This is a genomic window from Rhodococcus sp. NS-SX18, from assembly GCF_057367935.1.
Genome location: NZ_CM170633.1, coordinates 1,594,923 through 1,615,944, shown reverse-complemented (window position 1 = coordinate 1,615,944; position 21,022 = coordinate 1,594,923). Strand labels below are relative to the sequence as shown.

Annotated in this window: 22 protein-coding genes; 8 read left to right on the top strand and 14 right to left on the bottom strand. The window is 72.1% G+C overall.

Translation table 11 applies throughout. From position 1 onward, the window contains the following. Window positions 1–73: 73 nt before the first annotated feature. From dapC to AC2IPW_RS07585, 5 genes are all read right to left on the bottom strand, one after another. Window positions 74–1,195 carry a succinyldiaminopimelate transaminase gene (gene dapC, locus AC2IPW_RS07605; RefSeq protein WP_486376602.1) on the bottom strand — a complete coding sequence of 374 codons (1,122 nt, stop codon included), beginning with the start codon at window positions 1,193–1,195 and terminating at the stop codon, window positions 74–76. After that, complete coding sequence (gene fdxA / locus AC2IPW_RS07600; RefSeq protein ID WP_003936066.1) at window positions 1,195–1,518, bottom strand: ferredoxin; 324 nt, start codon at window positions 1,516–1,518, stop codon at window positions 1,195–1,197. The genes dapC and fdxA overlap by 1 nt, the downstream gene beginning before the upstream one ends. A 129-nt stretch (window positions 1,519–1,647) precedes the next feature. Then, window positions 1,648–2,349 carry a hypothetical protein gene (locus AC2IPW_RS07595; RefSeq protein WP_289379539.1) on the bottom strand — a complete coding sequence of 234 codons (702 nt, stop codon included), beginning with the start codon at window positions 2,347–2,349 and terminating at the stop codon, window positions 1,648–1,650. Beyond that, window positions 2,346–4,973 carry a bifunctional FO biosynthesis protein CofGH gene (locus AC2IPW_RS07590; protein WP_486376601.1) on the bottom strand — a complete coding sequence of 876 codons (2,628 nt, stop codon included), beginning with the start codon at window positions 4,971–4,973 and terminating at the stop codon, window positions 2,346–2,348. The genes AC2IPW_RS07595 and AC2IPW_RS07590 overlap by 4 nt, the downstream gene beginning before the upstream one ends. Before the next feature lie 60 nt (window positions 4,974–5,033). Further along, complete coding sequence (locus AC2IPW_RS07585) at window positions 5,034–5,222, bottom strand: hypothetical protein (RefSeq protein ID WP_003936063.1); 189 nt, start codon at window positions 5,220–5,222, stop codon at window positions 5,034–5,036. 110 nt (window positions 5,223–5,332) lie between these two features. Here AC2IPW_RS07585 and AC2IPW_RS07580 point away from each other — a divergent pair, with 110 nt between their 5' ends. The 3 genes from AC2IPW_RS07580 to AC2IPW_RS07570 are packed head-to-tail and all read left to right on the top strand — an operon-like array spanning window position 5,333 to window position 8,159. Further along, window positions 5,333–5,875 carry a PH domain-containing protein gene (locus tag AC2IPW_RS07580; RefSeq protein WP_003936062.1) on the top strand — a complete coding sequence of 181 codons (543 nt, stop codon included), beginning with the start codon at window positions 5,333–5,335 and terminating at the stop codon, window positions 5,873–5,875. After that, the gene (locus AC2IPW_RS07575; RefSeq protein ID WP_486376600.1) at window positions 5,872–7,425 is read left to right on the top strand and encodes a PH domain-containing protein; all 1,554 of its coding nucleotides are present in this window, start codon (window positions 5,872–5,874) and stop codon (window positions 7,423–7,425) included. Before AC2IPW_RS07580 ends, AC2IPW_RS07575 begins: the two co-directional genes overlap by 4 nt. Further along, window positions 7,422–8,159, top strand: coding sequence for a uracil-DNA glycosylase (locus AC2IPW_RS07570; RefSeq protein ID WP_040782023.1), 738 nt, complete (start codon window positions 7,422–7,424; stop codon window positions 8,157–8,159). Before AC2IPW_RS07575 ends, AC2IPW_RS07570 begins: the two co-directional genes overlap by 4 nt. Here AC2IPW_RS07570 and AC2IPW_RS07565 read toward each other — a convergent pair. The 5 genes from AC2IPW_RS07565 to typA all read right to left on the bottom strand — a co-directional run bounded on the left by AC2IPW_RS07565 (window position 8,122) and on the right by typA (window position 13,532). Next, the gene (locus tag AC2IPW_RS07565) at window positions 8,122–8,559 is read right to left on the bottom strand and encodes a hypothetical protein (protein WP_003936059.1); all 438 of its coding nucleotides are present in this window, start codon (window positions 8,557–8,559) and stop codon (window positions 8,122–8,124) included. The two genes, AC2IPW_RS07570 and AC2IPW_RS07565, sit on opposite strands and share 38 nt — an antisense overlap. Window positions 8,560–8,611: 52 nt before the next feature. Further along, a complete protein-coding gene (locus AC2IPW_RS07560; RefSeq protein ID WP_003936058.1) occupies window positions 8,612–8,770 on the bottom strand; it encodes a hypothetical protein in 159 nt (52 codons plus the stop codon). 50 nt (window positions 8,771–8,820) lie between these two features. Next, window positions 8,821–9,708 carry an N-acetyl-1-D-myo-inositol-2-amino-2-deoxy-alpha-D-glucopyranoside deacetylase gene (mshB, locus tag AC2IPW_RS07555; RefSeq protein ID WP_486376599.1) on the bottom strand — a complete coding sequence of 296 codons (888 nt, stop codon included), beginning with the start codon at window positions 9,706–9,708 and terminating at the stop codon, window positions 8,821–8,823. Beyond that, window positions 9,705–11,561: an ABC transporter family substrate-binding protein gene (locus AC2IPW_RS07550; RefSeq protein WP_486376598.1), complete on the bottom strand. Its 1,857-nt coding sequence runs from the start codon at window positions 11,559–11,561 to the stop codon at window positions 9,705–9,707. The genes mshB and AC2IPW_RS07550 overlap by 4 nt, the downstream gene beginning before the upstream one ends. A gap of 84 nt (window positions 11,562–11,645) precedes the next feature. After that, entirely contained in the window at window positions 11,646–13,532 is a 1,887-nt protein-coding gene (typA, locus tag AC2IPW_RS07545) for a translational GTPase TypA (RefSeq protein WP_003936055.1), read from the bottom strand. A gap of 351 nt (window positions 13,533–13,883) precedes the next feature. Between typA and AC2IPW_RS07540 the strand changes: the two genes are divergently transcribed. Next, window positions 13,884–14,060, top strand: a complete 177-nt coding sequence (locus AC2IPW_RS07540) for a hypothetical protein (RefSeq protein ID WP_486376597.1) — start codon at window positions 13,884–13,886, stop codon at window positions 14,058–14,060. A gap of 15 nt (window positions 14,061–14,075) precedes the next feature. Here AC2IPW_RS07540 and AC2IPW_RS07535 read toward each other — a convergent pair whose 3' ends face one another. After that, complete coding sequence (locus tag AC2IPW_RS07535) at window positions 14,076–14,480, bottom strand: (deoxy)nucleoside triphosphate pyrophosphohydrolase (protein ID WP_003936053.1); 405 nt, start codon at window positions 14,478–14,480, stop codon at window positions 14,076–14,078. 25 nt (window positions 14,481–14,505) lie between these two features. Between AC2IPW_RS07535 and AC2IPW_RS07530 the strand changes: the two genes are divergently transcribed. After that, window positions 14,506–14,793: a 4a-hydroxytetrahydrobiopterin dehydratase gene (locus AC2IPW_RS07530; protein ID WP_003936052.1), complete on the top strand. Its 288-nt coding sequence runs from the start codon at window positions 14,506–14,508 to the stop codon at window positions 14,791–14,793. Here AC2IPW_RS07530 and AC2IPW_RS07525 read toward each other — a convergent pair. Then, a complete protein-coding gene (locus AC2IPW_RS07525; RefSeq protein WP_486376596.1) occupies window positions 14,738–16,000 on the bottom strand; it encodes a mannosyltransferase in 1,263 nt (420 codons plus the stop codon). The genes AC2IPW_RS07530 and AC2IPW_RS07525 overlap by 56 nt on opposite strands. Window positions 16,001–16,330: 330 nt before the next feature. Here AC2IPW_RS07525 and AC2IPW_RS07520 point away from each other — a divergent pair, with 330 nt between their 5' ends. The 3 genes from AC2IPW_RS07520 to AC2IPW_RS07510 all read left to right on the top strand — a co-directional run bounded on the left by AC2IPW_RS07520 (window position 16,331) and on the right by AC2IPW_RS07510 (window position 19,171). Then, window positions 16,331–17,185, top strand: coding sequence for an Rv1157c family protein (locus tag AC2IPW_RS07520; protein WP_486376595.1), 855 nt, complete (start codon window positions 16,331–16,333; stop codon window positions 17,183–17,185). Between the two features lie 94 nt (window positions 17,186–17,279). Next, the gene (locus AC2IPW_RS07515; protein ID WP_003936049.1) at window positions 17,280–17,627 is read left to right on the top strand and encodes a hypothetical protein; all 348 of its coding nucleotides are present in this window, start codon (window positions 17,280–17,282) and stop codon (window positions 17,625–17,627) included. A 116-nt stretch (window positions 17,628–17,743) separates the two neighbouring features. Beyond that, window positions 17,744–19,171 (top strand): MFS transporter, encoded by a 1,428-nt coding sequence (locus AC2IPW_RS07510; RefSeq protein ID WP_054372363.1) that lies wholly within the window; start codon window positions 17,744–17,746, stop codon window positions 19,169–19,171. Here AC2IPW_RS07510 and AC2IPW_RS07505 read toward each other — a convergent pair. Next, window positions 19,158–19,880: a DUF1906 domain-containing protein gene (locus tag AC2IPW_RS07505; RefSeq protein ID WP_003936047.1), complete on the bottom strand. Its 723-nt coding sequence runs from the start codon at window positions 19,878–19,880 to the stop codon at window positions 19,158–19,160. The two genes, AC2IPW_RS07510 and AC2IPW_RS07505, sit on opposite strands and share 14 nt — an antisense overlap. A gap of 116 nt (window positions 19,881–19,996) precedes the next feature. Beyond that, complete coding sequence (locus AC2IPW_RS07500) at window positions 19,997–20,941, bottom strand: restriction endonuclease (protein WP_486376594.1); 945 nt, start codon at window positions 20,939–20,941, stop codon at window positions 19,997–19,999. Between the last annotated feature and the right edge of the window lie 81 nt (window positions 20,942–21,022).

Genomic DNA, 21,022 nt, shown 5'->3' with positions numbered 1-21,022 from the left:
CGCATACGGCAATCCTGCTCGGGCAACAGCGCTTCCGCTGCTCGGCGGTGGTGGGTCCACCGCCGAGCACGGCTCACGCCAGTCGTCGTGCGGCGGCGGCGATCCGCTCGTCGGAGGCGGTCAGCGCGATCCGCACGCGCTGGACGCCCCCAGGACCGTAGAACTCACCGGGTGCCACGAGGATCCCGCGTTCGGCGAACCAGTCGACCGTCGCGCGGCACTCCTCGCCCCGGCCCGCCCACAGGTAGAGGCCGGCCTCGGAATGGTCGACGGTGAACCCGGCGCCGCGGACGGCCGCGAGCAGGATCTCGCGGCGCGCGCGGTACAGCTCGCGTTGCGCGTTCTCGTGCGCGTCGTCGTTCAGGGCGGCGGTCATCGCCGACTGGATCGGCAGCGGCACCATCATTCCCGCGTGCTTGCGCACCTCGAGCAGGTCGGCGACGAGTCCGGCGTCGCCGGTGACGAAGCCGGCCCGGTAGCTGGCCAGGTTGGACGTCTTCGACAGCGAGTGCACGGCGAGCAGGTTGGTGTGGTCGCCGTCGCACACGCTCGGGTGCAGGACGGACAGCGCCTCACCCTCCCAGGTCAGGCCCAGGTAGCACTCGTCGGAGACGACGATCGCGTCGCGGCTGCGGGCCCAGTCCACCACCTTGCGCAGGTGTTCGAGGCCGAGCACCTTGCCCGTGGGGTTCGACGGCGAGTTCACGAACACCAGCGCCGCGCCCTCGGGTCCCAGCCGGTTGAGCCCGTCGGCACGGATGATCCGGGTGCCCGCGAGCAGTGCGCCCACCTCGTACGTCGGGTACGCCAGCTCGGGGATCACCACGAGGTCGCTGCCGCCGAGGCCGAGGAGGCTCGGCAGCCAGGCGATCATCTCCTTGGTGCCGACGGCCGGCAGGATCGCGGACTCGTCGATGCCGGTGACGCCGTAGCGGCGGGCCAGCGCACCGACGGCGGCGGCCCGCAGCTCGTCGGTGCCGTGCGTGGTCGGGTAGCCGGGCACCTCGGCGACGGCGAGCAGCGCGTCACGGATGATCGGCGCGACCGGATCGACGGGCGTACCCACCGAGAGGTTGACGATGCCGTCCGGGTGCGCGGCCGCCTTCTCCTTCGCGGCGGTCAGCGAGTCCCACGGAAAGTCCGGCAGGCTCGCGGCCACCGAACGACGAGTGCGCGTCACGGTACCGCCGATCACTATTCCTCGCCCATGGGCGGCAGCGCCTTCACGAACGGCGGGTCGTAGTCGACCTTGCCGAGCTTGGCGGCACCGCCCGGGGACCCGAGATCGTCGAAGAAGTCGACGTTGGCCTTGACGTACGCGTTCCACTCGTCCGGCACGTCGTCCTCGTAGAAGATCGCCTCGACGGGGCACACCGGCTCGCAGGCACCGCAGTCCACGCACTCGTCCGGATGGATGTACAGCATGCGACCGCCCTCGTAGATGCAGTCCACCGGGCATTCTTCGATGCACGCCTTGTCCAACACGTCCACGCACGGTTCCGCAATCGTGTACGTCACTGGTGTTCTCCCTGCCTCTCTGGTAGCCCGCCCACCTGCACGGTCACGCCGAATCGGGGCGCGCTCCGCGTCCGTCGCCGTCCAGTATCCCCCGCCGCGGGCACCACCCTCCGAGTTAGGGTGCCCTGACTAGTCCGGTACCGGGTGGGCGGCCAGCCACTGCTGTCCGTCCGCCGCGGCCCGGGACAGGGCCGCCCGTTCACCGACGTATCCGGCCAGCGCCCCGACCAGCGGCAGTACCCCGAGCGCACGCCACGCACCGGCCGGCTGCGGTCGTCGGGCGAGTTCCGCGTTCACCGCCCGGACCAGGTCGATCGTCGACCGCACCGGACGCCGCACCCACGACAGCACCGTCCCCGCGTCGCCGCCGTCGCGCAGGTCGCGGCGGCACAGCACGGCCGCGAGCATCCGTACCTGACGGTCGCGGTCGTCGATTCCCCGTTCCCGGGCGACGGCGAGCAGCACGACCGCCTGGTTGAGGAAGCCGAGGGCGTCCTGCAACGGCAGCATCCGGCCCAGCACACCGAGCATCCCCGGGAACGCGACGGGCAGCGTCGAGACCGACCCGAGCCCGCCGATCCACCAGTCCACCCGCTCCTGTTCCGAGGCGTCCGCCCACGCCGCCGTGCCCGGCACGCGACCGGCGTCGAGCAGGGCCGCGGCCGCATCCAGCACCTGCTCGACCGCCGTCCGCTCCCGCACCGTCGGCCCGAAGGTTCGGGCCTTGATCCCGAACGGGTCGAGATACGCCAGGCCGAACAGCGGTCCGAAACCGGCTGCGGTCGCGTCCAGAGCCGCCGCGACGACCCCGTCGCCCAGCCTGGGGGTCACGGGCGTGCCCCGCTCAGGGCGCCCCCGTCGACCGGCGCGTAGGCGGTGGTCCGTCGGCGGGCCGGCCGGCCGATCCCCTCGGCGATCGCCTCGAGCTCGGCCACGGTCTTCTCCGAACCGTGCTGGGAGCCGGCCATCCGGGAGATCGTCTCCTCCATCAGGGTGCCGCCGAGGTCGTTGGCACCGCCCTGCAGCATCGCCTGCGTACCGGCGACACCGAGCTTGACCCAGCTGGTCTGGATGTTGTCGATCCGGCCGTGCAGCATGATCCGGGCCAGCGCGTGCGCGGCGCGGTTGTCGCGCATCGTCGGCCCCGGCCGCGACGCGCCGGCCAGGTACAGCGGCGACGACTGGTGCACGAACGGCAGCAGCACGAACTCCGTGAAACCGCCGGTGCGGTCCTGGATCCCGCGCAGCACGTTCAGGTGCCCCACCCAGTGGTGCGGCTGGTCGACGTGGCCGTACATCATCGTCGAGCTGGACCGCAGCCCCACCTCGTGCGCGGTGGTGACCACCTCGATCCACTCCGCGGTGGGCAGCTTGCCCTTGGTGAGCACCCAGCGGACCTCGTCGTCGAGGATCTCCGCGGCGGTGCCGGGGATCGTGTCGAGGCCGGCCTCCCGCAACTCGGTCAGCCAGTCGCGCACCGACATGCCGCTGCGGGCGACGCCGTTGGCGATCTCCATCGGGGAGAACGCGTGCACGTGCATCGACGGCACCCGCTCCTTGACCGCGCGGACCAGGTCGGCGTAGCCGGTGACGGGCAGTTCCGGGTCGATTCCGCCCTGCATGCACACCTCGGTGGCGCCGGCGACATGCGCCTCCCACGCGCGGTCCGCGACCTCGGACGTGGACAGGGTGAACGCGTCGGCGTCGCCCTTGCGCTGCGCGAACGCGCAGAACCGGCAGCCGGTGTAGCAGATGTTGGTGAAGTTGATGTTCCGGTTGATCACGTAGGTGACGTCGTCGCCGACCGCGTCGCGGCGCAGCTGGTCGGCCAGGGCGACGACCGCCTCGAGACCCGGCCCGTCCGCGTGCGCGAGGGCGACGTACTGGGCGTCGGTACATCCGGCCGGGTCCTTCTCGGCGGCGCGCAGCGCGGAGAGCACGTCCCCGTCCAACCGCACCGGGGCGTGCGCCCCGAGCGCGAGGACCTGCTCGCGCACGGTGTCCCAGTCGCCGAACGCGCTGCCGAGATCGGAGCGGTACTCGGTGTTGCGACCGGTGACGTCGATCCCGGAGTTCAGATCCACGCGACCGCTGGACTCCCAGTCGAGGTCGGGCTCCTGCCACGGGTGTCCCTGCGGGGTCACGTCCCGGGCCAGACCGGTCTCCGGGTCCGCCAGCGCTCGGACGTGGGCACCGATCCGCGGGTCGATCCACGGCTGCCCCGCCAGGACGTACTGCGGCTGGGCCGCGATCCGCTCGGTGAGGGTGAACCCGGCGTCGGCACTGAGCTGCGCGAGCAGATCCAGGTTCGGCCACGGCCGTTCCGGGTTGACGTGGTCCGGGGTCAGGGGTGAGACCCCGCCCCAGTCGTCGACGCCCGCGGCGAGCAGCGCGCGGCACTCGCCGGCGGCGACGAGGTTCGGCGGCGCCTGGATGCGCACGGACGGTCCGAGCACGAGCCGGGCCACGGCGATCGCGGCCCGGAACTCGTCGAGCCCGGCGTCGTCGTGCTCGCGCATCGCGGTGTCGTCCTTGGCCCGGAAGTTCTGCACGATCACTTCCTGGATGTGCCCGAACGCCTTGTGGGACTTGCGGATCGCCGCGATCGACTCGGCGCGCTCGGTGAGCGTCTCGCCGATACCGACGAGGATGCCCGTGGTGAACGGCACCGACAGCCGGCCCGCGTCGGTGAGCACCTGCAGGCGCACCGCCGGATCCTTGTCGGGGCTGCCGTGGTGGCACTCCCCCTTCTCGGTGAACAACCGGGTCGACGTGGTCTCGAGCATCATGCCCATCGACGGGGCCACCGGCTTGAGCCGGGACATCTCGGCCCAGCTCATCACGCCGGGGTTCAGATGCGGCAGCAGCCCCGTCTCCTCGAGCACCCGGATCGCCATCGCGCGCACATAGTCGAGGGTCGAGTCGTAGCCCCGCTCGTCGAGCCACTGCCGCGCCTCCGGCCAGCGGTCCTCCGGCCGGTCACCGAGCGTGAAAAGCGCTTCCTTGCAACCCAATTCGGATCCACGTCGGGCGATGTCGAGGATCTCGTCGGGTTCGAGGTACATCCCGTGCCCGGCGGCGCGCAGCTTGCCCGGCACGGTCACGAACGTGCAGTAGTGGCAGCGGTCCCGGCACAGCCGGGTGATCGGGACGAACACCTTGCGGGAGTACGTGACCGTGCCCGGCCGGCCCGCCGCGAGCAGACCGGCGTCGCGTACCCGGGCGGCCGAGGCGCACAGGTCCTCGAGGTCCGATCCCCGCGCCGAGAGCAGGATCGCGGCCTCGTCGACGTTGAGCGTCGCCCCGTCCCGCGCCCGGCGCAACGCCCGTCGCATGCCCGACGGCGACACTCTCGCCGGATCCGTCGCGGACGAGGCGGGCCCGCCCGCGCCGGCGCGGACCGTGGGCAGGGGCAACGTCGCGGGGGTGGCACCGTCGTGGGTCGAATGGGTCATTGGCCGATCATGCGCCACCCGCCGGACCCATGCCACCTCGGGGCCACGTCCCCGGCGGACTCACTCGCGCGGATAATCCTCGTCGCCCGGGACGACCCGGCTCTGTTCCAGAGCATCCGCAGGCTCCACCTCGAGTGGCACCGAGGTCACCTCGTCGTCGGCCGGTTCGTCCTCCGCCGGCATCTCCTGTTCGATCCGATCCGCCTCGGGCGCTTCTGTGAATTCGGTGGTCTCCGATGATTCGGTCACGGCGGTCCTCCTCCTCGTGTCGACTCCGAACCCGGTCGCAGCGGTGCCGGGTCTGCTCGCCGATCAGCTTAGCCTGGAACCGACAGGACACCACCGACGAGGAGAACCACGTGACCCGGGACGCTCCCCCGCCCACCGCCGTCGGCTGGGCTGCCCCGCCGGCGCCGGTGACCATGGCCGAGCCCGCGTGGCGCCCCAGCCCGAGAGCGCGGCTGCTGTGGGCGGTGGGCGCGGCACTGCTGTGGCTACCGGTCGTCGCCGCCCAGGTGGTGTGGGCGATCGTCGACTCCGGCCGGCATCCGGGTTGGCACGTCGCCGCCGCCGTGGTCACCGCGGTCCTCGCCGTCGCGCACGTCGGCGTGATGCCGCTGTGGCGGTATCGGGTGCACCGCTGGGAGATCACCGACACCGCGGTGTACACGCGCTCGGGATGGTTCACCCAGGAGCGCCGGATCGCGCCGATCTCCCGGATCCAGACCGTCGACACGGAGCGGGGGCCGATCGACCGGTGGCTCGGTCTCGCCACCGTGACCGTCACCACCGCCTCGTCCGCCGGGGCGGTCGAGATCACCGCCCTCGACGTCGGGGTCGCCGACGCCACCGCCGCGCGGCTCACCGCGATCGCCGGCAGCACCCAGGCGGATGCCACGTGAGCGACGTCCCCGTCCCGCCGGAGCGGTCCGACGCCGCCGCCCTCGCCGCCGAGGCCGAGCAGCCGTGGTTGCGGCTCGATCCGCGGATGCTGCTGATCCACCCCGTCGAGGAGGTGCTGCGGCTGCTGCCCGTGCTGGTGGCGTCCGTGGTGCTCGGCAGCAGCAGCGGCAATCACGGCTGGGGTCTGGCGGTGGCCGGACTGCTGGTGGGGATCGGCGTGTTGCGCTGGTTCACCACGACCTACCGGATCGGGCCGGTGCACGTGGAACTGCGCCGCGGCCTGCTGCAACGTCAGCTGCTGTCGGTGCCGCGCAGCCGCATCCGGTCGGTGGACGTCGAGCAGCGCCTGCTGCACCGGTTGCTCGGGCTGGCGGTGGTCCGGCTCGGGACCGGGCAGCGCACCGGCGCCGGCCGGGACCGCAATCGGTTCGAGCTGAACGGCCTGGCGATCGGCGCCGTGCCGGCGCTGCGCGACGCCCTGCTCGGCACGCACCCGGGGACGCCGGCCGAGGAGTCCGGGGCGGTCGTGCCCGCCGAGACCGAGGTCGCCCGGTTCCGACCGGGCTGGGTGCGCTACGCCCCGTTCTCGACCACCGGGCTGGTCACCGTCGCCGCGGTGGTGGGACTGGCCTTCCAGTACGGACTCGCCGAGCGGCTCGGTGAGTCCGCCACCGTCGAGCGTGGGCTGTCGTCGGTCGAGGCCGTCGGGCCGTTCGTCGCCGCCGCGCTCGGTCTGCTCGTCCTCGTCGTGGTGGCGAGCCTGGCGGCGTGCGTGCGCTACGTGCTGCTGTACGCGGACCTGTCGGTCACCGACGACGGACGGATGCTGCGCGTCGGGCACGGCCTGCTGCGGCACCGCCACACCACCCTGGATCGGCGCCGTCTGCGCGGGGTGAGCCTCCGCGAGCCGCTGGCGCTGCGCCTGGCCGGCGGTGCCCGGCTCGACGCGGTGATGACCGGTGTCGCCGCCGAGCACGGCGAGTCGTCGTTGCTGCTGCCGCCCGCGCCGTCCGCCGAGGCGCGACGGGTCGCGGCGGCGGTGCTGCGCGACACCCGTCAGCTCGACGCCCCGCTGCGTGCGCACGGGCCGGCGGCGCGGCGACGACGATTCACCCGGGCGCTGCTGCCCGTGGCCCTGGCCGTCGCGGCCGCTGCGACGGCGGTCGCGGTCACCGGCCGCACGGTGCCGGTGGCGGTGTGGGGGCCGTTGGTCGCGGTCGTCGCGGCGGGGGCGGTGGGGCTGGCGTGGGATCGCTACCGCAGCCTGGGTCACGCCGTGCTCGGTGCCGGAACGACGGACGCGCCGGCGTGGTTGATCACCCGCGGGGGCTCACTGGATCGGCGCCGCGTCTCGCTCGAGGCGGACGGCATCATCGGCTGGACGGTGCGGCAGTCGTTCTTCCAGCGCCGCGCCGGAGTGGCGACCGTCGTCGCCGCGACGCCGGCCGGCACGGGCCGCTACGAGGTCGTGGATCTACCCGCCGAGCAGGCGTGGGCGCTGGTCGAGGCGGTCACACCCGGCGCCGGCGACGCCTGGGTGCGCCGATGAACCCGGACATCGGCCGGCCACGCGACCTGGCCACGCTCGACGCCCGCCTGATCGAGTGCCGGGCCTGCCCGCGCCTGGTCGCGTGGCGCGAGCAGGTGGGCCGGGACAAGCGTGCCGCCTACCGCGACGAGGAGTACTGGGCGCGTCCCGTGCCCGGGTTCGGTCCGGCGGACGCGTCCCTGCTGATCGTCGGCCTGGCCCCGGCCGCGCACGGCGGCAACCGGACCGGGCGGATGTTCACCGGCGACCGCTCGGGCGACTTCCTCTACGCCGCGCTGCACGCGGCGGGCCTGGCGTCGCAGCCCACCGCGACGCACCGCGGCGACGGCCTCGAGCTGTTCGGTACCCGCGTCACGTCGCCGGTGCACTGCGCACCCCCCGCCAACCGGCCGACGCCGCAGGAGCGGGACACGTGCCGCACCTGGCTCGATGCGGAGCTGCAGCTGCTGACGCCGACGTTGCGCTCGATCGTGGTGCTCGGCGGCTTCGGCTGGCAGGCGCTGTTCCCGGTCCTCGACGACGCCGGCTGGGTCGTGCCGCGTCCACGCCCCCGATTCGGGCACGGGGCGGGCGTGGAACTGCTGCCGCGCGGCGACGCCGCGGACCGCGGGCCGTTACACGTGTTCGGCTGCTATCACGTGAGCCAGCAGAACACGTTCACCGGCCGGCTCACCCCGGCCATGCTCACCGCCGTGCTCACGGACGCGGCGCGGGCTGCCGGACTGCACTCGTGAGGGCGGCCATGCGAGCGACGAACAGGTACAAACCGGCGGGGGCGAGTGCGCCGACCGGCAGCAGCAGGGTCCGCCAGTCGGCGACGAGGAGCTGATCGCCGCCGGGGCCGCCCGCCAGGCACACGACGAACCCGACGATCCACGCGAGCAGCGGCCAGGCCGCGCGCGAGGTGGACCCGGTTTCGGCGCGCATCGCCATCACCAGCAGCACGTTCGCCACGCCGGCCAGCACTATCGTGACGGGGAACGGCACGGTGCCGATGTACAGGCCGAGGAAGAACACGGACAGCAGCGCGCACAGGAAACCGTCGAAGGTCAGCAGAGCGACGATGCCCGTGCGCGGCTTCGCCGTCGGCGACGCGGGGGCCTGCGTGGCGGTGGTGGCGGGATCGACCGTCATGGTTCGATAGTGCGCCACGGGCGCGGGTCCGTGGGCACCGGGTCCCGGCCGATCACGGCACGGGCGGGTAGCCCATGAGCGTGAGCACGTCGCTGGCCTGGTCCGCGAAGCCGTAGAGCGCCTGGTAGTAGGCGGCATTGATCTGGTCCGCGTAGGGACGCAGCGAATCGACGAATGCGACGATCTGGTTCTGGACGGACCAGTTGTACATCGGAACCCTCTCGTGTGACCGTGATCACCTTTCCGGTGCTCGTGGTCACACTAACCCAGCCCGGCGAAGAGGTCACGCTCACGCCCGGGGCCGGGGCCGCGGTCGCCGCGGGCCAGTACGTAGTGCTCCCGGTCCAGCACGGGCTGCGCGACGAGGTTGGACAGGGTGAACTGTGCGCCGCCGGGCGCCACGAGCACCTGGGTCGCGTGCGCCGCCAGCGCCGCTCGCTTGGCGTCGAGCACGTCGTCGACGTCGACGACGGTGGTGACCCGGTCGTCGGGCACGCTCGGCAGCTCGTCGGGGCCGGGTCGTCGCCATCCGTCGGGCAGGTCGGTCATGTTCTCGACGCCGCGGCGCAGGGCGCTCGCCTCGGTGACGGTCCAGTAGAGCTTCGCCGGGTCCCACGGCGAGCCGGCGTGCGGGTAGGCGTCGGTCCCCGCGGCCTCGACCGCCGCGGTCACGACGTGATGCACCCGGATGTGGTCGGGGTGGCCGTAGCCACCCACCGGGTCGTAGGTGACCACCACGTGCGGGCGCAGTTCGCGGATCACCGCGACCAGTGCGGCCACCGCCTCGTCACGGTCGGCATTCACCCAGGCCCGGGGGTTCGCAGCCGACGGGGTCCCGGCCATTCCGGAATCGCGCCAGTGCCCGGCACCGCCGAGGAAGCGCGGCGCAGGCACGCCGAGGGCGGCCAGCGCCCGGCCGAGTTCGTGGATGCGGTAACCGCCGAGCTGATCGGCGCGGTCGGCGGTGAGCTGGGCCCACTCGTCCCCGATGACCTCGCCTTCCTCCCCGAGGGTGCACGTCACGACGGTGACCTCGGCACCCTGAGCGGCGTAGTGCGCGATCGTCCCGCCCGTGGTGATGGATTCGTCGTCGGGGTGGGCGTGCACCAGCAGCAGGCGCCTCGACGCGGGGTCGGTTCGGTCGGTCACGGTGTGGTCCTCCACCAGTTCTGCGCGTCGGACAGGGGCCCGGCGGGGATCGCACCGGTCAGCGCCACGCCCTCGACGCCGGGTCCCGCGGCGATCACGGTGCGGTCCTGCACGATCGGCAGGGTGACCGCGAGGTCCCACAGCTTCGGCTGGGCGCCGGTCAGGACGGCGGGCACGTCGCCGGCGCCGCGCAGGGCGCCGGCGAGTTCGGATTCGAGGGCGGGGTCGCACACCCCGGACACGTTGCTCGGTGCGGCGAGCTGCGCCTCGGCGGCTTCGATCTCGTCGTCGGGACTCTCACCCTCGGGAGCGGTGTCACCCTCGGGAACGGTGTCATCGTCCGGGGCGGGCTCCGGAGTGGGCGCCGGATCCGGCCCGGCCGGGGCGCTTTCCTGCCCGGGAATCGCCGGTGGACAACCGAATCGGGACATCGCGGCCGTGGCGGGGTCGCCGCCGGCGCGGGTCCAGCCGACCACGGCGTGCACGGTTCCCCGGACGAGTGCGTCGCCGTAGAGCTCGTCGGGCGGCAGCGTGGTCACGGTGGCCGCGACGCCGGCCCCGCGCAGCTGGTCCGCGGCGGTGTGGGCGACGGCGTCGGCCACCGGGGAGTTCTCGGGCACGCCCAGCACGAGCGCCAGGGGCGTGTCCCCCTGGGCGAGCAGCCCGGTCGTCGCCGCTTCCGGTACCGGCGTGCGGGTGGCTTCGACCGTCGCCGGGTCGGCCGGTACGTAACCGGCCGCGGCGAGGAGCTTGAGGGACTCCTCACGGCCCGGGCGCGGCGGCAGGCTCGGGGCGTATCCGGGGTCGGACGGGGCGAGTACCTGCGCCCGGGCCGCGACCACGGCCGATTCCGTGCCGGCCGCGACGGTGGCCAGCAGGTCCGGGTCGAGAAGTCCGAGGACGGCGCGGCGCACGCGTGGATCCGCGAACTCGGCCGTGCGGCCGTTGAGGGTCAGCTCCAGGACGCGAGGCTGGAGCTGGGTGCCGGTGCGCACGTGCGGGATCGCGCCGAGCTGGGCGAGCAGCGCGGAGCCCCCGCCGTGCATCTGCGCGACCTGGGCGTCGCCGGTGCGCATGGACTCGGCGAGCTGCGCGTCGGTTCCGCCGCGCCGCAACAGGATCCGGTCGGGCCGGGCCGGGGTCCCCCAGAAGCGGTCGTTGCGTTCGAGCAGGATCTCGCCCCGCCCTCGGTCGACGGACTTGACGTGGAACTGCCCACCGGACACCGGGATCGATTCGGCGAGGCTCGTGGCGAACCCGCCCGGCGTGTCCTTGACCAGGTGAGCCGGCAGGAGGTGGGTGAACAGTTCCCGCCACGCCGGGTAGGGCTCGCGCAGGGTGACGGTGACGGTCTTGCCGCCGCCGGAGGATCCGACGTCCTCGATGAGACGGTAGCCGGCGGGATCGACCACACCGGGCTCGGTGATCATCTGCTGCCACAGGTACCGGAAGTCCTCGGCGGCGATGGGTGCGCTGTCGGACCACTGCGCTTCGTCGCGGACCTGATAGGTGATGGTGAACGGCGCCTGCGAGGTGACTTCGGCCGACACGAGGACGGACTCGTCGAGCATCCACACCGAGGCACCGGGCCGCGCGGGATCGGGCACGGGCCGGAACGCGCTCGGCAGCACCATCCCGGCGACCGTGTTGCCGACGGGCGACTGGTCGGCGAGCAGGTGCGGATTGAACCCGGCGCCCACATCGTCGACCGCCACCACGACGGTGTTGAGCTGAGGCACCGGGGCGGGGGTCCGGGTGGGTTCGGTCTGCTCGATCGGCGGCGGTGGATCGGCGGTGCACGCCGACAATCCCAGCACCGCGGCGACGGCGGTGATCCCGGCGAACCTGCGCATCCGGCCTCCCTTCCCTCCGGGATGCGGCGGTGGTCCCGGCCGCACCGGGACCACCTCTGCCGCACTACTCGTCCACTGCCGCGACTACTTGTTGCGAGCCTTCTCCCGCGAGCGGGCGCGAGCCCGGTCGGTGGCCGAGAGGTGCACCTTGCGGACCCGGAGGATCTCCGGGGTGACCTCGACGCACTCGTCGGATGCGCAGAACTCCATGGCCTCTTCGAGGCTCAGGGTGATCGGCTTGGCGAGGGTCTCCATCACGTCGGCCGTGGAGGAGCGCATGTTGGTGAGCTTCTTCTCGCGGGTGACGTTGATGTCGAGGTCCTCGGCGCGCGGGTTGATGCCCACGACATGGCCCTCGTAGGTGTCGCTGCCCGGCTCCACGAAGAAGGTGCCGCGGTCGCCGAGCTGGATCATGGCGAACGGCGTGACCGAGCCCGAGCGGTCGGAGACCAGGGAGCCGGTGTGCCGGGCGCGGATCTCGCCGGCCCACGGGGCGTAGCCGTGGAAGACGGCGTTGGCGATGCCCGTGCCGCGGGTCTCGGTGAGGAAGTCGGTGCGGAACCCGATGAGGCCGCGCGACGGGACGATGAACTCCATGCGCACCCATCCGGCGGCGTGGTTGGACATCTGCACCATCTTGCCCTTGCGGGCCGCGAGCAGCTGGGTGATCGCGCCGAGGTGTTCCTCGGGGCTGTCGACGGTGAGCTCCTCGTACGGCTCGTGCACCTTGCCGTCGATCTGCCGGGTGACCACCTGCGGCTTGCCGACGGTGAGTTCGAAGCCTTCGCGGCGCATCTGCTCGACGAGGATGGCCAGCGCCAGCTCGCCGCGGCCCTGTACCTCCCACGCGTCGGGACGGCCGATGTCGAGCACGCGCAGCGACACGTTGCCGACCAGCTCCGAGTCGAGCCGGGACTTGACCATGCGCGCGGTCAGCTTGTGGCCCTGCACGCGGCCGACGAGCGGCGACGTGTTGGTGCCGATGACCACCGAGATGGCCGGCTCGTCGACCGTGATGCGCGGCAGGGCGACCGGGTTGTCCACGTCGGCGAGGGTGTCGCCGATCATGATGTCCGGGATACCGGCGACGGCGACGATGTCACCGGCGACGGCGACCTCACCGGGCCGGCGCTCGACCCCGATGGTCTTGAGCAGCTCGGTGATCTTCACGTTCTTCACACCGTCGGCGTGCATCCACGCGACGGTCTGGCCCTTGCGCAGTTCGCCGTTGTGGATGCGCAGCAGCGCCAGGCGGCCGAGGAACTCGGAGGCGTCGAGGTTGGTGACGTGCGCCTGCAGCGGTGCGGTGGGATCGCCCTTGGGGGCGGGGATGTACTTCATGAGCACGTCGAACAGCGCGTCGAGATTCTCGGCGGAGGGCGCCTGTCCGTTCTCGGGCTGTTCGGTGGACGCCTTGCCCTCGCGTCCGGAGGCGTACAGGACCGGCAGGTCCAGCAGCTGCTCGGCGGCCTCGGAGGCCTCGTCGTCGAGGTCGGAGGCGAGGTCGAGGAGCAGGTCGTGGGTCTCCTCGACGACCTCGGCGATGCGGGCGTCGGGACGGTCGGTCTTGTTGACCACGAGCAGCACCGGCAGCGACGCGGAGAGCGCCTTGCGCAGCACGAAGCGGGTCTGCGGCAGCGGACCCTCGGACGCGTCGACGAGCAGGACGACGCCGTCGACCATGGACAGCCCGCGCTCGACCTCGCCACCGAAGTCGGCGTGACCGGGGGTGTCGATCACGTTGATGACGGTGACGGTGCCGTCGGCGTTGTGCCGGTGCACGGCGGTGTTCTTCGCGAGAATCGTGATGCCCTTCTCGCGCTCGAGGTCACCGGAGTCCATGACCCGGTCGACGAGTTCCGCGCGCTCGGCGAAGGCGCCCGATTGGCGCAGCATGGCGTCGACGAGGGTGGTCTTACCGTGGTCGACGTGCGCGACGATGGCGACGTTGCGGAAACTGGCGGTGCTCACGCGATGGCTCTCCTGGCTGTTGTCCGGCCACACGGCACTGGACCCAGACGGCACCTCGCCCGTACGGCGTTCTTGCGGTGGCCGCGTCGCGAATGCGAGTCACCTGTTCGCGGCCGAAAACGGCCCGCACAGGCACTGCGGCCTCCAATACAGTACAGGCCGGTCCCGGTGCTCCGCGCCCGCCGAGACCCGATTCACCAGCTCGCGCGGCAGAGCGTGACGTTCGCCACGTCGCTCTGCGCCGCGCGGCAGCCCCCGATACTCGACGATCCGGTCGCCAAGGTAAGGGCATGCTAACCTTCGGAAAGTGTTGTGGTCCGGAACCCCACCGACGAAAGGCCGGCTACCCGGATGGGCAAGGTGAAGGCGAGCAAGGTCGCGCAGCTCGAGCCCAAGAAGAAGTGCTGCCGCAAGAAGACCCGCTGTGTGCGCTGCCCGGTGGTGGTCATGCGGATGATGAGACTCGAGCACGAAGGCCTGGGCAAGAAGGAGCTCGCCAAGCGCCTGAAGAAGGCCCGCGCCGCCTGACCGGCCGCACCACCGTCAGTCCCGGAGTCGGGCGCGCAGCTCCGGCAGCCACACCCGGTCGTTGGGCACCAGGTCGATCCGCTCCAGCTCGTCGGCGTCCACCCAGCACAGTGCCGCGTGCTCGAGCGGCCGCGGTTCCCCTGACACCAGCTCGACGCGGTAGGCGCGCAGCACCCGGCCCCCGGCGAGCGGCACTCCGGCCCCGACCCGTTGTGCGCCGGCGACCTCCACGCCCAGTTCCTCCCGCAACTCCCGGCGTAGTGCCGCCTCGGCGGACTCCCCCGGCTCCGCCTTGCCGCCGGGCAGTTCCCACAACCCCGCCAGCTCCGGGGGACCGACCCGCTGCGCCAGCAACAGCCGGCCGTCACGGAAGATCGCCCCGGCCACCACCTCGTCCGACCGGCCCGTCGTTGCACTCATGTGCCGCATCGTCCCAGAATGAGACATGGCCGAGTTGCTCTCCGACGCCGACATCGAGGCCGCCCTCGCCGATCTCCCCGCCTGGCAGCGGGACGGGAACGCGATCGTGCGCACCGTCGAGTCCCCTTCGTTCCCCGACGCCGTCGCGCTGGTGGACCGGGTGGCCGAGGCCGCCGAGGCGGCGAACCACCATCCCGACATCGACATCCGCTGGCGGAAGGTGACCTATTCGCTGTCCACCCATTCCGCCGGCGGGATCACCGCGTCGGACGTGGAACTGGCCCGGACGATCGACTCGCTGGTCCACGGCTGACGGACACGGCCGGAGCGGGGTGCCGCGCAGCGCTGCGCCGGGCGAGGATCGTCCACACGTACACCGCGAGCACTCCGAGCACGTTGCACGCCCCGGCCCAGGCGAGCACCGCGGGCCGCGAGATGTCCCACATCGAATCCTGCGCCAGCCCCAGCAGCCACGGCACGCCGACGACGGTGAGCACCGCCCAGAATCCGGCCAGCACGCGCGCGCCGCGCCGGTCCGCGAGCGGACCGTAGACCAGCCACACCAGCATCGGCAGGACCCACACCCAGTGGTGCATCCAGGAGATCGGCGAGACCAGCAGCCCGAAGAGTTCGACGACGACGACGGTGCCGAGGCGATCGTCCGGACCGAGGGCACGCCAGGCCGCGAAGGCCAGCGCCGCCGAGACCACGACGGCCGCCAGCCACAGCGGCCCGGTGCCGACATCGTGCCCCACGATGCGGCTCAGCGCGCCGCGCAGCGACTGGTTCCAGACCGACCCCACCGGTCCGATCCGCTCGGCGTCGCCGAACAACGTCGTGAAGTAGGTCCGTGCCTGCTCGCCGAGCACCAGCCAGCTGACGGCGACGGTGACGACGAAGACCGCCGCGGAGAAGAATGCCGCCGACCACCGCCGTCGTGCCACGAAGTACAGACCGGCGACCGCCGGGGTCAGCTTGATGCCGGCGAGCACCCCGACCAGGCCACCCGAGAGCCACCAGCGGTTGCTGCGGACCGCGACCATCACACCGAAGGCCAGGAACACGTTGACCTGCCCGTAGTCGAGGGTCGTGCGGATGGGCTCGGTCCAGATGCCGACCGCCGTCCACCCGAGCGCGACCGCCGTCCAGTGGGCGCTGTGGGCCGCGGGACCGAACAGCAGCTCGAGACAGATACGCAGGATGCCGAACAGGGCGGCGACGGTCAGCAGCTGCCACACCACGCCGACCACGGGGAACGGGAGGTAGTGCAGGGGGAAGAAGACCAGGGCCGCGAACGGCGGGTAGGTGAAGGGCAGGGAGAACTCGGGCGTGTCCCGGGTGTAGGTGAAGTCGTAGAGCTCCCCGCGCAGCAGCGCCGCGGACCCGTCGACGTACACGTGCAGATCCACGAGATTCATGCCGTTGGGGGTGAGGAAGTTCCACGCCAGGCGCACCCCGACGGAGACGGCCAGCAGGGCCGCGCACCACCACAGTCGATGCGGGCGAACCGAGTCGGACACTGCGGCGCGGCCTCCCGTCGTCACGTCACCCCGGGGAAGGACCGGGGACTGATGCAGACTATCCGTTCCACGACGGCGAGCCGAACACGATACTCACATCAGTAACAGTTTCATCTACTCTCACAAAAACCACATGCGTCACACGTAGTCTCGAGCAGACACCATCGATCGGAACACGTTATGGCTAGACTCCCGCGAATACAGGCGGCGGCTGTGAGACCGGCCACGGCTTGTACTGATCGGGGGGCCTACATAAAGTGTCTCCCCGAGCCGTCAGCGGCATCGGAGCCCCGCGCTCCGGAGCCGCTTCAACGACAAGGATGGGGAAAAGTGCTTCGAACCCGAGCAACGCGCAGGATGATCACCGCCTGCGCTCTCGCCGCCGCCGCGGCGCTCACCGTGCCCTCGCAGGCGGTCGCGCAACCCGTCGTTCCGGGCTTCCCCGACACGCTTCAGCTGCCGGTCGAGCTCGCGGGCTACCCGCTGCCGGCGGACCTGACGATCGAGTCCCTCATGGGCATGCTGACCACCCAGGCGGCCGCACCCGCAGAGGTCGAGGCCCTCGCCTCCCTCGCCCCCGCCATCGTCGGCGCGGCAGCCGGGCCGACGGACGTCGCCGACGGCCGGAACCAGCTGCTCGACCAGGCGAAGGAACTGCTCGCGAACTCGCAGCTGCCCGACTCCGTCAAGGCCCTGCTCCAGCGCGTGATCACCTTCCTCGACGGCAGCGGCGGTGGCGGACCCGACCTCCCCGACCCGAACGCCGTGGCGATCTCGCAGTTCCTGTACCCGAGCATCGGCAAGGACTGCATCCGCGACGGCGGCGACTCCATCGGCACCGCGCTCGCCGTCGCCGGTCCCGCACCGCTCCCGCCGCCGGGCCCGAAGGCCGGCCAGGCCGGGTTCGTGTTCACCGCGCTGGGAACCGCCAAGTTCGCCGCGCAGCAGGCCCAGCCGCTGACGGTGAGCTGGATCAACGTCTCCAACGGCCGCAGCGGCACCGCGACGCTGACCGACGAGGCCCGGATCAACCCCGACGGGCCGACGACGCTCAGCGCGATCGCGGACACCGGCTCCGGCAACGTGGCCGCGGTGATCTCCGGGGGCATCACCACGCAGGCCGAGGGCGCGGCCCCGCGCTCGTGCACCTTCCTGCCGACGATCGGGCTCGTCACGGTCGCCTGATCGTCCGCACGTCCGCCGAGGCCGCCGGGATCGTCCCGGCGGCCTCCGTCGTCCGCACGCTTCCCGCGCCGCCCGCTGCGTGGTAGACCGGGACATGGCCGAAACACCTCTCGGGCACACCGTTTCCCGGTCCCTGCGCTCCCGTCGCTCCCACCGGTCGATCCTCTCCGTCCGTTCCGAGGGCTCGATCCTGTCCATCGGCTCGGCGTACTCGATCCTGTCCGTCGGCAGTGTCGGGTCGGTGCTGTCGGTCGGTTCGGTGGGATCGTTCGGTTCGGCCCTGTCGTCGCTGTCGTTCGCCAGCCTCGGCTCGGCACTGTCGGGACTGTCCCGCTGGTCGCTGCTGTCGTGGCGCGGCGTCCACGACGCCCCCGACGACCCGCACCCCACGCTCGTCGTCACCGCCGCCGAACCCGACCCCGCCGCGCACTGCCAGAGTTGAACGGGCAGGCGGTGTCCCGTTGAACGGGCTCGTGCTCCCCCCGGCGCCGCCGCACCTGGTAGATGTCGTACGTCCGGTCGTCGATTCCCCGTCGCGGCCCGGCTTCGAGGAGGCGCATGGCGGTCGAGACCCGGATCCCGCCGGTCGGCGAACGTCCGGCACCCCGTGGCCTCGTCGCTGTTCTCTCCCTCTGCGGCATCGTCGTCGCCCTGATGCACACCCTCGTCGTCCCGCTGCTGCCCCAACTGCCGTATCTGCTCGGAACTTCGGTGGAGAGCGCCTCGTGGGCCGTCACCGCCACCCTGCTGGCCTCCGCGGTGATCACCCCGGTCAGCGGCCGGCTCGGCGACATGTTCGGCAAACGCCGGATGCTGCTCGTCTGTCTCGGCACGCTCGTCGCCGGCTCCGCGGTCTGCGCGCTGTCCACCACCCTGTGGCCGATGATCACCGGTCGTGCACTGCAGGGCGCGGCGACCGGAGCCATTCCGCTGGGCATCGCGATCCTCCGCGACGAACTGCACCCGCGCAGACTGCCGGGGGCGATGGCGACCATCAGCGCGACGATGGGAGTCGGCGGGGCCGTCGGGTTCCCCGTCGCCGCGGCCGTCGCGCAGGTCGCCCACTGGCACACCCTGTTCTGGTTCTGCGGACTGGTCGGAGTCCTCGCCGCCGCCCTGGTGCTGTGGGTGGTTCCCGAATCTCCCCGGTCGGCTCGCGGTCGTTTCGACCTGCTCGGCGCGGTCGGTCTGTCGGTGGCGCTGACGCTGTTCCTCCTCCCCGTGACCAAGGGCAGCACCTGGGGCTGGACGGCGCCCGGGACGCTCGCGATGTTCGCGGGTGCCGCCGCCACCGCCGTCGTCTGGGGCCGGTACGAACTGCGGCGGCCCGGGCCGCTGGTCGATCTGCGCGTGTCGGGGCGACGTCCGGTGCTGTTCACCAACCTGGCCTCGGTCGCGGTCGGTTTCGCGCTCTACAGCAACAGCCTCGCCTTCCCGCAGTTGTTGATGGCACCCGTCGTCACGGGCTACGGGTTCGGGTTGTCCATGGTCGCAACGGGCCTGGCGCTCGCGCCGAGCGGTCTTGTCATGATGGCGCTGTCGCCGGTCTCGGCGCGGATCACGACCCGGTACGGGCCCCGCACGACCCTCGCCGCGGGCGCAGTCGTCGTCTGCCTCGGCTACCTCCTGGCCTACGTCGCCTGCTCGGCGATCTGGCACATCGTGGTCGCCGCCATGATCATCGGCGCCGGTATCGGCCTGTCCTACGCCGCGATGCCGGCGCTGATCATGACCGCCGTGCCGCTGTCGGAGACCGCGGCCGCAAACAGTCTCAACGCGCTGATGCGCTCGGTGGGGACCTCCTCGTCCGCGGCGGTCGTGAGCGTCCTGCTCGCGGCGGACACCCTGACCGTCGGCACCGCGACGGTCCCCGCCCTCGACGCCTTCCGCGCCACGTTCCTGGTGGCGGCCCTGGCCGCCGTCGTCGGTCTGGCCCTCACGATGGCCGTACCGCGGTCACGACCCGGCGGCCTCACCCGGCGGTGAGCGACCACTGCCCGTAGTCGGTGCTGAACACGTTGTTGACGTCGATGCCGATGCCGTCGATCGTGCCGCCGCCCACCTGGTGCAGATCGGCCGCGGGATGCACGTAACCCTCGGCCGTGCCCCAGTCGTGCTGCCAGTAGAACGACCCCAGGCCGGCATCGCGCGCCCAGGAGATGGTCGGTGCGTTGGCGTACACGCCGGTGTTCCCGGCGCCGAGCACGTCGTGCCAGCCCTGCAGGTACGGTGCGATCAGGTCGGCGAACTGCTGCTCGGACGGGTTGTCGTCGATCGAGGCGTAGATCGGCCGGTCCGCCGGTCCCCCGGCCGCGCGGTGCAACTCGAGGCCGCGCGTCGCGTGCCGGACCCCGGCGTCGTATCCACCGAGCCAGTCCGCCGTGTCGGCCTTGCCGAACTGGTAGCACGAGACGACCTCGAGGTCGCCGGCGACGAGGGCGGCGGCCTCCGACTCGGTCAGCGGCTTGGCCAGCATCCATTCGGCGCCCGGCCGGCGGTCCGAGACGTACCGGATGGCCCCGACGTGCCCGGCGGCCCGAATCGACGACGGCGACGGCACGGCCGCCGAGTAGTCGACGATCGTGCCGAGCACCTCCCGGCCGTGCGCCACCCCGGGGGCGGCGACGGCCGAGATCCAGGCCGCGCACGAGCCGACGGCCGCGTATCGCAACAGTTCCCGACGTGAAACGGCCATCGAACCTCGCTTGGACGAGCGTGCACGGAAGACAGGGTGTCGAGCCTCCGGTATTGGATCACACTCCCGGGTCCCGCGGGGGCACATCGGGATTCGTGGCCCGACGACAGGCGGGACTACCGGTCGCCGAGCTCGGCGAAGAAGGCCGGAACCAGAGCCACGTCCTCGACGGTGCGCACCGTGGTGTGGACCCCGAGACCGTGCTCCTTGAGCAGATCGCACAGCCCGTCGCCGTCGACGAGTTCGATGGGGGGCGCGCCGAGCCGGTGCGCCTCGGCGCGGGCGTCGTCGCCGAACGTGCCGGTGGTGACGAGCAGGCCCTTCTCACCGCGACCGGCCATCGCGGCGCGGAACTCGCGCACCACGTCCGCGCCCGCCCGCTCGGGCCCGCGCAGGAAGCGGAAGAACACCGAGAAGCCGAGCAGCGACACCCGCAGCACGCCGGTGCCCTCCACGTCGACGTCGTTGTCGGAGCCGGTGTCGAGATGGCCACCGTACGGCGGGACGGAGACGGTGGTGAATCCGGCGGCGCGGAGCACCGCGACGGCGAGCCGTTCGAACCCCTCGTCGGGGAGCTCGGCGACGGCGGCGAGCACCGGTTCGCGCCACAGCTCGGGATCCTCGGGGGCCGCCGCGAGAGGCACCACCTGCGCCCGCGACGACGCGTTGCGTACGAGTCGTTTGCGTCGTTTCTCCGCGGTGTAGGCCACCTGGAGCGGCTTGATCTCCGATTCCTGCACCGCACGACCGCGGTCCGTGACGCTCCACACGCCGCGCCGGGTGTTGGCCAGCAGACCCATGCCCTTGAGATAGGTACGCGCCCAGCCGATCCGGTACTCGATCTCGGTGACCGGGCCGTCACCGTGCAGTACGGACCGCGCGGCCTCGGACAGACGCTCGCGCGCGACGACCGCCTTCTCGAGTTCCTCGATCGAAGCCGAGCCGCCGAGCCCGATCAGCGCCTGCAGGGTGGGCCACAGCAGATCCGTGTACGGCGGTAGCGCCACCTCGCGGCCGGACGGGTCTTCGACGGGGTTACCGATCACGTTCCGGCGCTGCACACCTTCCCCTATCGTTTCGGCCCTGCTCGCCGCGGCTGTCCGGTCCCGCCACGACGCGCGTTTCACCCTAGCCGATGAGGG

Bases quoted from the DNA above. Each gene is read 5' to 3' on its own strand.
- AC2IPW_RS07590 (WP_486376601.1), bottom strand. From the start codon at position 4,973: ATGACCCATTCGACCCACGACGGTGCCACCCCCGCGACGTTGCCCCTG.
- AC2IPW_RS07570 (WP_040782023.1), top strand. From the start codon at position 7,422: ATGAACCCGGACATCGGCCGGCCACGCGACCTGGCCACGCTCGACGCC.
- AC2IPW_RS07565 (WP_003936059.1), bottom strand. From the start codon at position 8,559: ATGACGGTCGATCCCGCCACCACCGCCACGCAGGCCCCCGCGTCGCCG.
- AC2IPW_RS07560 (WP_003936058.1), bottom strand. From the start codon at position 8,770: ATGTACAACTGGTCCGTCCAGAACCAGATCGTCGCATTCGTCGATTCG.
- AC2IPW_RS07550 (WP_486376598.1), bottom strand. From the start codon at position 11,561: ATGCGCAGGTTCGCCGGGATCACCGCCGTCGCCGCGGTGCTGGGATTG.
- AC2IPW_RS07540 (WP_486376597.1), top strand. From the start codon at position 13,884: ATGGGCAAGGTGAAGGCGAGCAAGGTCGCGCAGCTCGAGCCCAAGAAG.
- AC2IPW_RS07535 (WP_003936053.1), bottom strand. From the start codon at position 14,480: ATGAGTGCAACGACGGGCCGGTCGGACGAGGTGGTGGCCGGGGCGATC.
- AC2IPW_RS07530 (WP_003936052.1), top strand. From the start codon at position 14,506: ATGGCCGAGTTGCTCTCCGACGCCGACATCGAGGCCGCCCTCGCCGAT.
- AC2IPW_RS07515 (WP_003936049.1), top strand. From the start codon at position 17,280: ATGGCCGAAACACCTCTCGGGCACACCGTTTCCCGGTCCCTGCGCTCC.
- AC2IPW_RS07510 (WP_054372363.1), top strand. From the start codon at position 17,744: ATGGCGGTCGAGACCCGGATCCCGCCGGTCGGCGAACGTCCGGCACCC.
- AC2IPW_RS07505 (WP_003936047.1), bottom strand. From the start codon at position 19,880: ATGGCCGTTTCACGTCGGGAACTGTTGCGATACGCGGCCGTCGGCTCG.